Here is a 15992-nt window from a genome sequence, read left to right as displayed (position 1 = left end):
AAAAAAAATAATGACTATGTCATCAAATAAATCATTTTATGCTTTTTTAATTACTAGTTTATTACTGTCTATTTTAGTTAGTACTTACTTAGTTGGAAGCAGAGCTGAAGATTCAGTCAATAAGCTGTATAGCAAAGCCAATCAAGTTGAGTCAGAGTTAGCAGTTAGTTATCTACGGCAGTTTTTAGATACCCGCCAGCAAATACTACAGGATTTATCTCGCCATCCGATTTTATCAAACAGTGTAATGGGGACAGATCTATCTCAAGCATCCGTGGCTGATTTTTTGAATGACTACAAAATATTGGGCAATACAGAATCAATAAAGCTTATTAATATATTAAGAGTGCCTATTTATGAAAACTTTCCCGCGATAGATATAACGGAAACTGAGGACGAAAATAGCTGGGTTCAAAAAATACTTGATGAAAAAGCAGATCAAGCGATTATATTGTCAACGCGCAACAACGAAAATTTCTTTAAAATTGCAGTGTCAGTTAAATACAGTGACTTTACTGAAGGGGTCTTATTGGTCGAGTTTAGCACAAGCTTAGAGGAGCTTTTATCTTCAGCAATTGAGAGTAATGCTTATGGTTTAACCTTGCAGGGACCATTGGTTTTATACTCGAACTTAGATGCTAATAAAGAATATTTGAGCATTAATAAGCAATACATAGGTGACACCGGGATTCAATTAGAATATTTAATCAGCACAAGCGTTTTAGAAGAAAAAGTATCAGGCTTTACGCGAGATATTTTTTTAGCTGTGATTGTTAGCCTCATATTATCCTTTGCAATTTTATTGATATTTGGTAAGCAACTTTTACTTAATCCATTTAAACGCTTGGAGCGATCGCAGCAAGTCTTAGCCGAAAGTGAAGAGCGGTATAAGTTATCAATCAGTGGCACTACAGACGGAATTTGGGATTGGGATATAGCCAATAAAACGGTTTATTACTCCCCCCGCTTTCGAGAACTATTAGGCTATCAACATCATGATATCGAAGGGTTTCCAAATAAACTAAAAAGTTTTAAACAAAAAATACATGAATTAGATAAGAGCAGGGTGTTAGATGTTTTTACTTTGCATTTAGAGAATAATCAACCATGTGACATTGAGTTGAAATTGTACACAAAAACACGTGAAATAAGACACTTTAGGCTTAAAGGCATTGCGTTAAAGAACGATAAAAACAACGCTATTCGTATGGCGGGTTCACTTACTGACATAACAGAACAAAAGACTGGGCAAGAGGCATTAAAGGCTGCAAAAGAGCAAAATGATTTATTAGCGAATGCGATCGAATCATGCAATGTGGGAATTTGCATAGCCGATGCAACTTTAGAGGGCTCACCGCTTGTATTCATTAACAGTGCGTTTTCTCGGATCACGGGCTATGGTGATGAAATTTTAGGACAAAGTTGTCGATTTCTCCAAGGAGTCGACACTTGTGCTGAAACGATTAAAGAAATCAAAGAGGCGCTGCAAGCTAAAAAAATTCATCGTGTAGAGATTTTAAATTATACAAAAGAAAATAAACCATTTTGGAATGACTTACAAATATCTCCCGTATTTAGCAATGAAGGTGTACTTAGTGCATTTGTTGGAATACAGCAAGACATTACTGAAAAAGTAGAAGCTGAAAAAGAACTTGTTGAAGCTAAAGGGCAGGCTGAGTTGGCTAATGTGACAAAGAGTGAGTTTTTAGCAGCAATGAGCCATGAAATACGAACACCGATGAATGGTGTACTCGGCATGTTAAACTTATTGAAACACTCAAAGCTGAATGAAGATCAATATTATAAAGTAAAGGTTGCTTCCAGTAGCGCGAATTCTTTACTGACTTTGATAAATGATATTTTAGACTTTTCTAAGGTTGATGCAGGAAAACTTGAACTAGAGATATTAGAGTTTGATATTCGAGATATGTTAGGTGAGTTTGCTCAGTCTGCGGCGGTGCCCGCACATGATAAAGGTCTTGAATTTATTTTAGATATGACTCAGGTAAATGTTTCGTGTGTTCAAGGTGATCCAGGGCGGTTACGACAAATATTAACTAACTTAGTCAGTAATGCAGTTAAATTTACTTCTTCAGGGGAGGTATTAGTTGAGGTCATACTAAGTGAAGTGGATATAGAAAACTGGCAACTCAGGTGCAATATTAAAGATACTGGCATAGGCATAACGCAGGATCAGCAAAGTAAGTTATTCAAATCATTTTCACAGGTTGATGCATCAACAACGCGAAAATTTGGTGGTACAGGGCTCGGCTTAGCGATCGTTAAAAAATTATGTGTGCTTATGAATGGGGATGTGAGTGTTGAAAGCGATGATGGAAAAGGTAGTTGTTTTAGTTTTTATGTACAACTTTCAAAATCTGATAAGGCACAGCCCATAATACCTAATGTGGATATCAGCAAATTAAATATACTGGTAGTTGATGATAATTGCACGCACCTTAATGTATTAAGCTCACAGCTTAAACATTGGGGGGCGAATGTTAAGGTGGCGATGTCTTCAGCTGATGCATTCACGGTCGCAAATACCTTCTATGAAAAAAATAAGCGTACTTTTGATATTGGTTTTCTAGATATGGATATGCCGGGTATGAATGGTATTGAATTAGCAAAAGGGTTGCTTGCTAATGAGAGTCACAAAAGTATTCAATTGATTGTTATGACGACAATAAATGATAAGGGCGATGATGCATACTTTGAAAAAATGGGTTTTTCAGGTAGCTTTAAAAAGCCAGCAATAACATCTGATTTATTTGCGGTATTTGTGAGCACGGTAGGCAGCGGAGCTTACTCTGATAGAACGAGCCAGTTGTCACAACAATTCACAAAAACACTGCGCAGCAATGGCGCTGTGGAAAATATAATATGGGAACCTTCAATTCGAATTTTACTTGCTGAAGATAATCAAGTTAATCAGATTGTTGCAATAAGTATGTTGAACAAACTAGGATTACATCAAATAGATGTAGCAGCAAATGGCGAAGAAGTGATTAGTTATCTAAAAAACGCCCAGCGATTTGAACAATATACCGCAGTGATTATGGATTGTCAGATGCCAGTAATGGATGGTTACGAGGCTACGCGGCAAATTAGAGAACTAAAGTGTGGAGAAATATACGCAAAAGTTCCAATAATCGCGATGACAGCAAATGCCATGGTAGGTGATAAAAGAAAGTGCATTGAAGCTGGGATGGATGATTATGTGCCCAAACCCATTATGCAAGATAACTTACTCGAAAAACTGCTTTTATGGTTACCCCATTCCTTAAAATGAAAATAAGGTAAGCTAACATACAAGCAGTGCTTGAGCTGATTTTTGAACGCCCTCGTTTAGAATACATTCTGTATTTAAATGTTGATTTATTTATATGCAATTTAGTTATTTAGCGCTAAGTTTATAGAGTCAGATCACACGCTATGGCACTTTTTATATTTTTTATTGCTACCACATGGGCACTCATCATTACGATTTACTTTTATATCAGTAACAGGGAAAATTTCGCCATCTAAATAGCGCCACAGCTTATTTTCTTTGATAAATTGTGATTTTTCATGTAACTGACAATACAAATTTTGATAAAAATAACTAGCGCAAAATTCAACATAGCCTGTTTCTTCGTTATGGTCAGTACTAATGACGCTTAATGATATAAAGCGACAACTATTAGCAAAGTCAGCAATTTCTATTACAGGGTTTTCGGCTTGTTTTTCTTGTGCATAAGTTTGGTAAACATATTTTGCGTTTTTTAGGGCATATGCAACAAAGCGAGAGCGCATTAGCTGTTCTGGGCTAGTTGCTTGTATTGTTCCTAAGTGTAATTTTTCACAGCAGTCTTGGTAGCTTTGAAGGCTCCCACACAAGCAAGTTTTGTCAGTATGTGTAGTCATAGTTCAAATATGTTTATTCAAAAACGGCATTTTAGCAGTTTATTGAGCTAATGCTATCTCTGTCATGTTTTGTGTCTTAGTAAAGCAATATAGCTTTGCGCTAGCTTGGTCTAATTTTAGTGAGAGATTACTAATTTGATTATCTTTTACGATATCAGTCCATGTTATCACCGCTGCAAAATTACCATTATGTAATGCAGAATTTAAAACATATTCTAAATTCACAAGATGCTTTTGTCTTATTACTAAGAGCTTACTTGTATCAATTGAGCATGAATCCAGCAGAGCTTTACTTGGTACATGATCTGGTGCTATTAATAATGTCCATGCATTTTTATTATTATAATGATGTAGAACCTTTAGTAGTTCAAAAGTAGCTGATATCTCATCCTCAATTTGAATTAAATTTACTGACGAGCTTAGGTTATCTTGTTGATAGCTTTTAACGGTTCTAACAGTAATTGGCTGTAACATAGGTTCTACTCACTGGTTGTTTATACAGTATGTGTGTACAGTAGTTTATACAGTGTTTGTGTGCAAGCGTTTTTTGCCAATTTTTTATACGATTACTGCCTTTAATTTTTTTTAATAGATCAAATGCGGAAGTGAAAAGTTTAAATCTTTTAAATTTCAAATATTTATTTTTTAGTAAATTAAAAAATCGTTTAATTCCTTTGGCTAGGATTGTGATGGGATTAGGTGAGAAAACTGTTGTTGATGAATTTGTTCATACAATGATGCTGCATAACATTGTGCATCTTTAAAGCGACGTGTTGTTATGTGTTTACGTAAGTCTGCTAATGTGATCGTTGCAGGTTCATAGCCTTGGCTGCTGGCTAAAGTTAACCATACCGCACCATGAAAAATGCTACTGGGTACGCCTTGGCCTTTAATAAAAAATAAGCCCAGATAAAACTGTGCCTTGTGATTGCCTGCCATCGCAGCTAGGCGCATCCATTTAGCGGCCAGAGGGACTTGTTCATTTTTTAAATAGTAAAGTGCTTTCGTTACTGTTTTGTCCGATGTTTCAGGTGTGGGGTCTTTATTCTCAACTGTTGTTGGTTGAGTTATAAATGACAACACGTTTTCAAGTTGTTGTTCAAGATCAAGGCCAATTGGAGATGTATCAGTCATAATGCCACGCATGTTATTTTTTTTATACACTACGTAAGTTTAGTCTAAGACCGGGTGATTTGTCCTATTATTCTTTTAATCTGTGATAAAATTACGAAATTATTCCCCTGTGAAAATGAATTATTATTATGCTTGATGCGTTATTTAAAATTAGCGCGCACAATTCGACTGTGCGCCGTGAATGTATTGCTGGTTTAACGACCTTTATCACCATGGTTTATATTGTTTTTGTTAATCCGGCTATGTTAGCTGAGGCCGGTATGGATCAAGGTGCGGCTTTTGTTGCTACTTGTATCGCAGCTGCAATTGGTTGCTTTATTATGGGCTTTTGGGCTAATTATCCATTAGCGTTAGCGCCAGGTATGGGATTGAATGCGTTTTTTACGTATGGTGTGGTGCTTGGTATGGGCCATACTTGGCAGGCTGCGTTAGGTGCCGTGTTTATATCGGGCTGCATTTTTTTGCTTTTAAGTTTATTTAAAGTGAGGGAGTGGATAATTAACGCGATTCCGCTTGTTCTTAAACAAGCTATAGCGACAGGCATTGGTGCTTTTTTAGCGCTTATTGCGTTAAAGAATGCTGGAATTATTGTTGCGAGTCCAGCCACGTTAGTTCAGCTTGGAGATATAACTTCTGCGGGTCCATTACTTGCAATTTTAAGCTTTTTTGTCATCGCGGCGTTATTATTTCGTGATTTCAAAAGTGGTGTATTGATCAGTATTTTATTAGTGACATTGATTTCTCTGAGTTTAGGCTTAGTGCAATACCAAGGCGTAATTTCTATGCCGCCTTCACTTGCTCCTACATTTATGCAATTGGATTTTGCTGCTGCGTTTGAGCTTTCTATGCTCAGTGTTATTTTTGCTTTTTTGTTTGTTGATTTATTTGATACCTCAGGTACTTTAGTTGCTGTAACTCAAAAAGCAGGTTTAGCCGATGAAAAAGGCAATATGCCTCGCTTAGGACGAGCATTAAGTGCTGATAGTACGGCAACAATTGCAGGCTCAGTACTTGGCACATCTACGACAACGTCATATATAGAATCGGTGGCGGGTGTGTCTGTTGGAGGGCGTACTGGTTTAACCGCTGTTGTGGTCGGGCTGTGTTTTTTATTGATGATGTTTTTTGCACCGCTTGCGAAAATGGTCCCTGCTTATGCTACCGCTGGTGCAATTTTATATGTTGCAGTTTTAATGCTGCAAAATTTAAAGTTTGTAAATTGGGATGATATGACAGATGCCATTCCGGTCAGTGTAGTGCTGTTAATGACACCTTTAACGTTTTCAATCGCGCATGGGATTGCACTTGGTTTTATTTCTTATACGGCTGTTAAAGTATTATGTGGTAAACGTGATGAAGTTAGTATCAGTGTATGGATACTTACAGCGATGTTTGTTATTAAATTTGCATTTTTGTCCTAATAAGATAAAACGAAGAAAAAGTGATCACCACTTTTTCTTCGGTGCAAATAAAATATCTAAGTCGTCTTGTTCTTCTTCGTTTTTCTTTTTTAATGCCGTTGCATTTGAAGCTTTAAGTTCAGTACTAATTGTTTCCAGGTAACCTTCCAGCTCAGCCCGTTTGGTTGTTACATACTCATCGGTGTAGGAAATTGCAGAAATAGTCGCATAAGCTTTTTCAAAGTATTGCCTAGCTGAGCCGACCATATTAGCTGAACGTGCTGATAAACCTCGCTTTATTTGACTTTCTATATTTATTTTTAGTTGGAGTTTTTCTAGGCGTTTGTCTTCGGCAACGAATACTTGGCTATCTACTTTCCCTTTTCCATGTTCAGAACGTAGTATCACTCTTAATTTTTTTATACCTTGGATCAATGCAATGAGTTGCTTGTCGTTATCCGGTAACGCTAAGTTCTCACCGTTTGTCCCTTCAGGCTTGTTTGCTAGACGTTCTTTTGATTCTTTTAGGCGGTTTTTTAGTTCTTTTGAAGTGGGGGATAATTGTACCATTGAAGATAGCGCGTCATAAATACGACGCTGAATAACATATAAAATGTGATCTGACATGGGGATATTGGCGCTATTAAGAAGCACATCTTCAGACTCTTCGATGATCTTTTTTTGTTTTGTAAGGTCTTTACGACGCTCAGTCTCTTGTTTCTCTTTATGTTGTTGTACAGCACTAACCCAAAGGGCAATGACGATCAGCGCAACAATTAACATAATAATAATAGAAACGATCATGGTTTTGGTCTCTGGTTTCTCAAACTAATAATTTTTATCTTACATTAAATATATGCTAACTGGGTAGTTTTGCGCAGCTTATACAAAATAAAATTAGCATTGTGGTTATTTATTACTATTAATTGCACGTTCATAATATTTTCCAATTTGAATACCAGTCAAATGATGGCTACCTCAAGGCGTAGGATTATGCTAGCCTTGATGCATTAGTCTTATAAATGTACCTGTGGCTGTATTTATTTTCTTTAAGAAGAAATAAAGCTTGGCTTGAAGCGGTGTAACATTTATAAATAAGCAGTATAACAACACTAAAAATGCAGCCATGAAATTACAACAACTCAGATACATCGTCGAAGTTCAAAACCATAAGCTTAATGTATCAGCAACAGCTGAAAGTTTATTTACCTCACAACCAGGCATCTCTAAACAAGTTCGTATGTTGGAGGATGAACTCGGCGTGCAAATTTTTGGACGAAGTGGCAAACATTTAACTCATGTGACCAGTGCTGGGACTGAAATTATTAATATTTCACGCGAGATTCTTTCTAAAGTCGAAGGAATTAAAGCGGTCGCAAATGAGCACACATTGCCAGATCAAGGTAAGCTGAATATTGCTACAACGCATACGCAAGCACGTTATGCGCTGCCTAGTGTTATTCAAGGCTTTATGAAGAAGTACCCTGCAGTATCGTTGCATATGCATCAAGGAACGCCGCAGCAGATTTCTGACGCTGCAGCTAGAGGGGATGCGGATTTTGCAATCGCAACTGAAGCATTGCATTTATATTCAGATTTAGTGATGTTACCGTGTTACCACTGGAATCGCAGTATTGTAGTTGCAAAAGATCACCCGCTAGCTAAAAAAGCAGATTCACTTACCGTAGCTGATATTGCAAAGTACCCATTAATTACGTATGTATTTGGTTTTACTGGGCGTTCAGAGCTTGATAAAGCATTTAATGCGCAAGGGCTTGACCCTCATATTGTTTTTACAGCAACGGATGCCGATGTGATTAAAACTTATGTGCGCCTTGGGCTAGGGGTCGGTGTAGTTGCATCAATGGCAATAGATCAAGTCTCAGATACTGATTTGGTGTGTATTGATGCGAGTCATTTATTTGAAGCCAGTACGACTAAAATAGGCTTCAGAAAAGGCAGTTTTTTACGCAGTTATATGTATGATTTTATAGAGCGCTTTGCACCTCACTTAACAAAAGAGCGTGTTGAACGGGCGAGCTTATTACGAAATCAAGATGATGTAGACAAATTGTTTGAAGGTATAGATTTACCTGTTAAGTGATGAAGTATTAAAAAAGCCGCAAAAGCGGCTTTTTTAATACGTAAAACTTAACACTCGATAATATTGACAGCTAAGCCACCACGTGCAGTTTCTTTGTATTTTGTTTTCATGTCGTTACCAGTATCAAGCATCGTTTTAATAACCTTATCCAATGATACTTTTTGTTCGCCACTGCCGCGGATTGCTAAACGGGAGGCATTAATCGCTTTAATTGCGCCCATTGCATTACGTTCAATACATGGCACTTGAACAAGCCCACCTACAGGATCGCAGGTTAAACCTAAGTTATGTTCCATGCCAATTTCAGCCGCATTTTCAACTTGTAATACATTACCACCAACAATTTCAGTAAGTGCACCTGCGGCCATTGAACAGGCAACGCCTACTTCGCCCTGACAGCCAACTTCAGCACCTGAAATTGATGCATTCTTTTTATAAAGTATGCCAATAGCAGCAGCAGTCAACAAGTAGCGAGTCGCGATATCGCGATCCACCTCTTTAATAAATGTATGGTAGTACATTAATACCGCAGGTAATATACCCGCTGCCCCGTTAGTAGGAGCGGTTACTACACGACCACCTGCGGCGTTTTCTTCATTGACGGCTAAGGCAAATAAATCAACCCAATCCATCGCGCGAAGTGGATCATTACTGACTTCAATATTGAGTTTTAAATACAGACTAGGTGCGCGGCGCTTTACTTTTAAACCACCCGGTAATATACCTTCAGTACGCATGCCGCGTTCAATACACGCTTTCATTACTTGCCAAATATTGAATAATTCATCTTTTATGGCATCTTCAGTGCGAAGTGTTTTTTCATTTTTCATCATTAAGCTTGATACGCTATACCCGGAGTCTTTACACATTTCGAGTAATTCTTTAGCGCTGCCAAATGGAAAAGGTGCAGGATTTTCTTCGCGAATATCAAGTGCAGCTTGTTTTTCGTTATCAAACTCTTCATCGGTGACAATAAAGCCACCGCCGATTGAATAATAAACTTTACTGTGGAGTTTATCGCTTCCTTTAAATGCAATAATTTCCATTGCATTTGAATGCTTTGGTAAGGTTTTACGACGATGAAATACGATTGCACCTTGTTTCGGGAATTTGGCTTGATGTACTTGATTTAAGTGGATGACTTGTTCATTTTCGATTTTAGTGAGAATATCATCGACTAAATCGGCATCGATCGTTTCTGGGTCATAACCCGCAAGACCTAGAATAACGGCTTTACCTGAACCATGACCAATACCTGTTTGTCCTAATGAGCCATACAGCTCGACTTTAACGCTGGTGACATCGGTTAATAAGTTTTGTTCTTGTAGTTCGTTAACAAATAAACGCGATGCGCGCATTGGGCCGACGGTGTGAGATGATGACGGGCCGATGCCAATACTAAACATATCAAATGCACTGATCATAATTACTTTACTCTACTTTTTACTCAGCACGATTGCTGCCTTTGAACGGTCGCACATAATAACGCGTAATTATACCCTTGTAACCATTTGCAACAGAGTTTTAAACTGGTATGGCGAGCTGTTTTGTAAAGTTTTTTATAATGCTTGCAGTTGCGCCCCATAGTAATCCATAAGGGGTTGAAAATCCTTGTAAAGTGATTATCTTACCAAAACGCTCAAAATTTATAGGATGCCAATTATTTACATTAGCGAGTGCACTAACTTGCAGCAAAAAACTTGCAGCGACTTCATTTTTATCAGCTTGCCAAAATGTATTGGGTGCTAACAGGCCTACATAGGGCGTAATCGTGAAACCTGTGAGGGTGGAGTAATCTGCTAATTGACCAACGATAGTCACATTCGATGGGGCAATATTAAGCTCTTCATTTAGCTCCCGCAGTGCGGTATGGCGTAAGTTTGTATCGGTTAATTCATGTTTACCGCCAGGTAAGCAAATTTCACCCGGGTGATGATTTAAAAAAGTAGGGCGCTTGCATAATAATATATGTGCGCTGTTGTCTATATCAATTAATGGCAACATGACTGCACTAGCCCGTTGTGGACGTTTAGAGCGTATACTCTGAATTTGCTGCGCATGCTCATTAATAGGCGCGCTTAGCTGAAAACGCGCCATAAGCTGTTGACTATTCACACAGGTTACTTCAATAAAGGTAGAATTTTATTTACTTTATCGTAAGTTTCTTGGTATTCCAAATCAACGTGAGAATCAGCGACAATTCCGCCGCCAGCCCAACAATAAATATGTTGTTTATGACATACTAAAGTACGAATAGTGATACTGGTATCCATATTGCCACAGGCGCTTAAATAACCAATTGAACCACAGTAAATACTGCGACGATGTGGTTCTAGTTCTTCAATAATTTCCATCGCTCGAATTTTGGGAGCCCCAGTGATTGAACCTCCGGGAAATGCCGCATGAAGTTGATCAACGGCTGTTTTATCATCAGCTAATTGCGCAGTGACTGTACTGACTAAGTGATGCACTGCGGGGAAACTTTCAATAGCAAATAGAGAGGGTACCTGCACTGTGCCAGGCTTTGCGACCTTGCCTAAATCGTTGCGCAGCAAGTCAACTATCATGACATTTTCAGCGCGGTCTTTGGATGATTTTTGTAAGCGCGTTGCTTGTTGAACATCTGTTACTTCATCAAGGCAGCGTGGTAGCGTGCCCTTGATTGGTTTGGTTTCTATGTGCCCGTCAGTGATGGCAATAAAACGTTCTGGGGAAATAGATAAAATAGCGCCATCAGGGTGATTGATAAAACTTGAAAACGGCGCTTTATTGGCTTCTCTTAATAGGCAGTAAGCTTCCCATGGTGATCCTTGGTATTGCGCTTCGAAACGTTGAGCAAGATTTATTTGATAGCAATCGCCACTTTTTAAATAAGCTTGAATTTTTGAAAATTTAGCGCCGTATTGATCTCGGCTCATATTAGATAACCAGTCACGGGTTATTTTAAATGCTTGCTGTTGTGTTGGTACATCATTTAAAGGCGTTAAATACAGAGCAAGCCTGTCGGTATCAGGCTGGGCGACATAAAACCAGCTGTTGCGTTGTTTGTCGTAAATAAGCGCATCTGGGTAGAGTCCAAGGCTAAGCTGTGGCATATGAATATCGTTAATGGCTTGCTCAGGAACTTGTTCAATAACTCGGCCAAAGTCATAACCAAAATAGCCAAGCCAACCACCGCTAAAAGGTAAGGCGGGTTGAATTTTGCTGCTATCTAATTTATTAAGCTCTTGCTGCATAATAGCAAAGCTGTCTTGAGACGTTACTTGGCCATCAATATAAGTGAGGTTATTTTTAACCTCTAAGCGTATTTTTGGTGCGATAGCTATAATATCATAGCGACTGTTCACATGATGGCTATTGGCCGAATCTAATAGTATTGCGTAGGGTAAATGAGCAAAATAGGTGAAAAGCTCTATGGAGTTGAGCGAAATGTCTAATTGAATGCAGGTTTTTTGTTGGTTTATCATCTATTTTTTACCCTGTAAAACTGGCTCGAAACGGGCTGGGAGGGTATCATAAGTTATAATTTTTTGGCAGCGTTTCGTGACGTCGCCTATGCGCTATACAAACCACCGTCACCGGTTTGACCAAGGTTGCGTGTTTACACGTAACGGTAATTTAAGGAACCCCTATGAGTACTATTCGTCAGCAAGATTTTATTGATAGCATTGAAGATGCTTTGCAATATATTTCGTTTTATCATCCACTTGACTTTGTTCAAGCGCTTGAAAAAGCTTATCACAAAGAGCAAAGTAAAGCGGCTAAAGATGCGATTGCACAAATACTTATTAATTCGCGTATGTCGGCAGAAGGTAAGCGTCCACTGTGTCAAGACACCGGCATTATTACGTGTTTTGTAAAAGTAGGTATGGATGTTAAATGGGATAAAACAGATTTGACTGTACAGCAAATGGTTGACGAAGGGACGCGTCGTGCTTATTTGAATCCAGATAACCCGTTACGCGCATCGATTGTTGCAGACCCTGCTGGTAGCCGTAAAAACACAAAAGATAATACGCCATCAGTTGTGCACATTGATCTAGTGGCAGGCGGTAATATTGAAGTGATGGTTGCAGCAAAAGGCGGCGGCTCTGAAAATAAAACCAAAATGGTGATGTTAAACCCATCTGATGATGTGGCTGAATGGGTTGAAAAAACCTTACCAACCATGGGCGCGGGTTGGTGCCCACCAGGCATGCTAGGTATAGGTATTGGCGGTACAGCCGAAAAAGCAGCCGTACTGGCAAAAGAATCGTTAATGGATCCGGTTGATATTCATGAACTTATAGAGCGTGGTGCTGAAACGACCGAAGAGAAAATGCGTTTAGATATTTTTGAACGTGCCAATAAACTAGGTATCGGTGCACAAGGTTTGGGTGGTTTAACAACCGTTGTTGATGTGAAAATTAAAACAGCACCAACCCATGCAGCTTCTAAGCCTGTGGTTATGATCCCAAATTGTGCTGCAACTCGCCATGTACATTTTACTCTTGATGGCTCAGGCCCAGCTAACCTAAAAGCGCCGAAGCTTGAAGATTGGCCTGAAGTAACATTTGAAGTAGGTGAAGGCACACGCCGTGTTGATTTAAATACGTTGACTAAAGAAGATACGCGCGAGTGGAAAATGGGTGAAACAGTATTGCTATCAGGTACTATTTTGACTGGCCGTGATGCTGCGCATAAGCGCCTGCAGGATATGATCAATTCAGGTGAAGGTTTACCTGCAGGTGTTGATTTTGATAATAAATTTATTTATTACGTTGGCCCTGTTGATGCAGTACGCGATGAAGCGGTAGGCCCAGCAGGCCCAACAACAGCAACACGCATGGATAAATTTACTGACATGATGTTAGAGAAAACTGGCATTATTGGCATGATTGGTAAAGCGGAACGTGGCCCTGCTACCGTAGAGTCTATTAAAAATAATAAATCGGTTTATTTAATGGCTGTAGGTGGCGCTGCTTACTTAGTGTCTAAAGCAATCAAAAAAGCCCGTGTTGTGGCATTTGAAGATTTAGGTATGGAAGCTATCTATGAGTTTGAAGTTGAAGATATGCCAGTAACAGTGGCAGTCGACAGTGAAGGCGCTAATGCGCATACGCAAGGTCCAGCAATTTGGAAAGCTAAAATAGAAGAGCTGAACTCTAAACTACAGTAATATTTGAGTTATATTTGGCGGTATTTAAATACTTTTGAATACCGTCTTCACATCTGACCAGTTGGATGTAAGCTTTCGAACTTCTCGCAACTATTTAAAATCCCTCGATTATTCCAGATCTGACCTTGTAATTTTTACTTTACAATAATATTTAAGTTGACGTTCACGTCAACAGTTTCATGCTTCAACATTAAATAAGTTAATTAATTATTCCATATACTGTTAATTTTTGAATTTAATATGCTATTTGTGAGGTGTATTTAATGTTTTTATTGTATTGGTATATCTAGATTGGGTTTATCATCTCATATAGTGGCAAGCACTAATATGAAGTGATAGAGTCTCGACAATTTCAGCGCGCATACCCTCTCACGGGTTACAAATTTCGGAGTAAGATAAAGTGGCTGTGTTTAATCAAGTTGATTTTGATAACCATGAGCAAGTGGTTTTTTGTTCGGATAAAGAATCAGGCCTTCGTGCAATTATTGCCGTTCATAATACTAATTTAGGCCCTGCTGTAGGTGGTTGCAGAATGTGGGATTACGCAAGTGACGATGACGCTGTCGTTGATGCACTGCGCTTATCAAAAGGTATGACCTACAAAAATGCAGTAGCACGCTTACCGTTTGGTGGTGGAAAGTCTGTAATTATTGGCAACGCGAAAGAAATAAAATCAGAACAATTATTTCGTGCTTTTGGTCGCCAATTAGAGCGCTTAAATGGTAGTTATTATTCTGCAGAAGATGTAAACATTACCTGCGGTGATGTGGCTATTATGAATAAAGAAACTAACTATGTATTAGGCCTAGAAGGTAAAAGCGGTAACCCATCACCGTTCACTGCGTATGGTACATTTTTAGGTATTAAAGCGGCTTTACAGCATCAACGTGGTCATCAAGATTTAACGGGCATTAAAGTGGCGGTACAAGGTTTAGGTGCTGTGGCTTATAGTTTATGTAAATATTTACATGAAGCCGGTGCAACATTGTTTGTAACTGATATAAACCAAGTCGCCATTGACCGTGTAGTCAATGATTTTGCTGCAACAGCAGTGAGCATTGATGAGATATATGATCTTGATGTGGATGTATACGCACCGTGTGCACTTGGTGCAACAGTTAATGATGCGACAATTGCACGCATTAAAGCGACAATTATTGCTGGTTGTGCAAATAATCAATTAGCTGAATCTCGCCATGGTGAGATCATCCGTAAAAAAGGTATTTTATACGCGCCAGATTACGTGATAAATGCTGGTGGTATTATCAATGTTTATTATGAAACAGCACCTGAAGGTTACAGCGCAGAAGCGTCAAATAAACATGTTGAGGGAATTTTTAATACCTTGACTGAAATTTTTGCGCGCAGTGAAAAAGAGCAAAAATCAACGCATTTAATTGCGGATGAATTAGCGCAAGAAATTATTAAAAACGGTTTATAACAAATCGAGCTTTGGGCGTGCTCTGCACGCCTTTACTTTATTAAACAAATCCCTCACGATACAATTATCTCTGACTTGTATAGTAATTTGTAATGACACCTATCGACTTAACCACTTGGCCGCGGCAACAGCACTTTTCACTGTTTAAAGACTTTACTCAACCGTATTTTAATGTCTGTGTGCAACTAGATATGCAGCCACTTTATAACTACTGCAAAGCACAGCAAATTTCTTTTTTTCAATCTTATATTTATTTAACACTACAAGCTTGTCATAGATATCAACCTATGTTGCAGCGAGTTATTAATGATGCACCTTGGCAACTAAACACGGCGCGTGCAAGCGTAGTCGAACTGGCGCAAGACGACACATTTAGATTTAGTTATTTTACACAACAAGATAGTTTTTTTGCTTTTCAAACCCATGCAACACACGTAAGTACAGCGGCAAAATTGCAGCCGTTATTTTCACATGCTTTTTCACAGACTGAAGGGCAAGCTGATTTAATTCATATCTCAGTATTGCCATGGCTCGATTTTATGAGCTTTTCTCATGCTTTTACGCAAGGGACGAATTTAGGTATTCCAAAATTGGTATTTGGAAAGTTAAATAAATTAACGGGGAAAATGCCGTTATCAATTGATGTGCACCATGCACTAATGGATGGTTTACACGTTGCAAAGTTTATTAATGAACTGCAAGTTGCGATTACACAGTTTATAAACACGAATTAGTAAATAAAGTTATTAATTAAATTAATGAAAGTAAAATAAGTGGTATGTTAATATAATTCTTATACAGAAAAATAATGATCCATAAGCGTTTACAAATCATTATCAATAACTTTAC

Annotated in this window: 13 protein-coding genes; 6 read left to right on the top strand and 7 right to left on the bottom strand. The window is 38.5% G+C overall.

Annotation, left to right across the window (positions count from 1 at the left end; all coding sequences use genetic code 11):
• Window positions 1-16 precede the first annotated feature (16 nt).
• Window positions 17-3292, top strand: a complete 3276-nt coding sequence (locus A7967_RS19610) for a PAS domain-containing hybrid sensor histidine kinase/response regulator (RefSeq protein WP_244507112.1) — start codon at window positions 17-19, stop codon at window positions 3290-3292.
• 134 nt (window positions 3293-3426) lie between these two features.
• Here the strand turns inward: A7967_RS19610 and A7967_RS19605 are convergent, their stop codons facing one another.
• From A7967_RS19605 to A7967_RS19595, 3 genes are all read right to left on the bottom strand, one after another.
• A complete protein-coding gene (locus tag A7967_RS19605) occupies window positions 3427-3906 on the bottom strand; it encodes a YchJ family protein (protein ID WP_054205503.1) in 480 nt (159 codons plus the stop codon).
• 39 nt (window positions 3907-3945) lie between these two features.
• Window positions 3946-4380 (bottom strand): SulA-like leucine-rich domain-containing protein, encoded by a 435-nt coding sequence (locus A7967_RS19600; protein WP_054205502.1) that lies wholly within the window; start codon window positions 4378-4380, stop codon window positions 3946-3948.
• Between the two features lie 204 nt (window positions 4381-4584).
• Window positions 4585-5040 (bottom strand): tetratricopeptide repeat protein, encoded by a 456-nt coding sequence (locus A7967_RS19595; RefSeq protein ID WP_054205530.1) that lies wholly within the window; start codon window positions 5038-5040, stop codon window positions 4585-4587.
• A 128-nt stretch (window positions 5041-5168) separates the two neighbouring features.
• On the opposite strand from A7967_RS19595, the gene A7967_RS19590 reads away from it, so the two are divergent.
• Window positions 5169-6461, top strand: a complete 1293-nt coding sequence (locus tag A7967_RS19590) for an NCS2 family permease (RefSeq protein ID WP_054205501.1) — start codon at window positions 5169-5171, stop codon at window positions 6459-6461.
• A 24-nt stretch (window positions 6462-6485) separates the two neighbouring features.
• On the opposite strand, the gene A7967_RS19585 is transcribed toward A7967_RS19590, so the two are convergent.
• Complete coding sequence (locus A7967_RS19585; RefSeq protein ID WP_054205500.1) at window positions 6486-7244, bottom strand: hypothetical protein; 759 nt, start codon at window positions 7242-7244, stop codon at window positions 6486-6488.
• Window positions 7245-7566: 322 nt separating this feature from the next.
• Here A7967_RS19585 and cysB point away from each other — a divergent pair, with 322 nt between their 5' ends.
• Window positions 7567-8544 carry an HTH-type transcriptional regulator CysB gene (gene cysB, locus A7967_RS19580; RefSeq protein ID WP_054205499.1) on the top strand — a complete coding sequence of 326 codons (978 nt, stop codon included), beginning with the start codon at window positions 7567-7569 and terminating at the stop codon, window positions 8542-8544.
• Between the two features lie 47 nt (window positions 8545-8591).
• Here cysB and A7967_RS19575 read toward each other — a convergent pair whose 3' ends face one another.
• The 3 genes from A7967_RS19575 to pabB all read right to left on the bottom strand — a co-directional run bounded on the left by A7967_RS19575 (window position 8592) and on the right by pabB (window position 12011).
• A complete protein-coding gene (locus tag A7967_RS19575) occupies window positions 8592-9968 on the bottom strand; it encodes an L-serine ammonia-lyase (protein WP_054205498.1) in 1377 nt (458 codons plus the stop codon).
• Between the two features lie 100 nt (window positions 9969-10068).
• Entirely contained in the window at window positions 10069-10659 is a 591-nt protein-coding gene (locus tag A7967_RS19570; RefSeq protein WP_054205497.1) for an NUDIX hydrolase, read from the bottom strand.
• Between the two features lie 5 nt (window positions 10660-10664).
• Window positions 10665-12011: an aminodeoxychorismate synthase component I gene (gene pabB / locus A7967_RS19565; protein WP_064436005.1), complete on the bottom strand. Its 1347-nt coding sequence runs from the start codon at window positions 12009-12011 to the stop codon at window positions 10665-10667.
• Between the two features lie 164 nt (window positions 12012-12175).
• Between pabB and A7967_RS19560 the strand changes: the two genes are divergently transcribed.
• The 3 genes from A7967_RS19560 to A7967_RS19550 all read left to right on the top strand — a co-directional run bounded on the left by A7967_RS19560 (window position 12176) and on the right by A7967_RS19550 (window position 15877).
• On the top strand, window positions 12176-13702 hold the full coding sequence (locus A7967_RS19560) for a fumarate hydratase (protein ID WP_054205495.1): 1527 nt from the start codon (window positions 12176-12178) through the stop codon (window positions 13700-13702).
• A gap of 400 nt (window positions 13703-14102) precedes the next feature.
• Window positions 14103-15143: a Leu/Phe/Val dehydrogenase gene (locus A7967_RS19555; protein ID WP_054205494.1), complete on the top strand. Its 1041-nt coding sequence runs from the start codon at window positions 14103-14105 to the stop codon at window positions 15141-15143.
• 92 nt (window positions 15144-15235) lie between these two features.
• Window positions 15236-15877 carry a CatA-like O-acetyltransferase gene (locus A7967_RS19550; RefSeq protein WP_054454151.1) on the top strand — a complete coding sequence of 214 codons (642 nt, stop codon included), beginning with the start codon at window positions 15236-15238 and terminating at the stop codon, window positions 15875-15877.
• Window positions 15878-15992: the final 115 nt, after the last annotated feature.

The organism is Pseudoalteromonas neustonica, assembly GCF_001653135.1.
GTDB classification, from domain to species: Bacteria; Pseudomonadota; Gammaproteobacteria; order Enterobacterales; family Alteromonadaceae; genus Pseudoalteromonas; species Pseudoalteromonas neustonica.
Note: the sequence above shows the minus strand (reverse complement) of the source record. Positions and strands in the feature narration are given on the sequence as shown.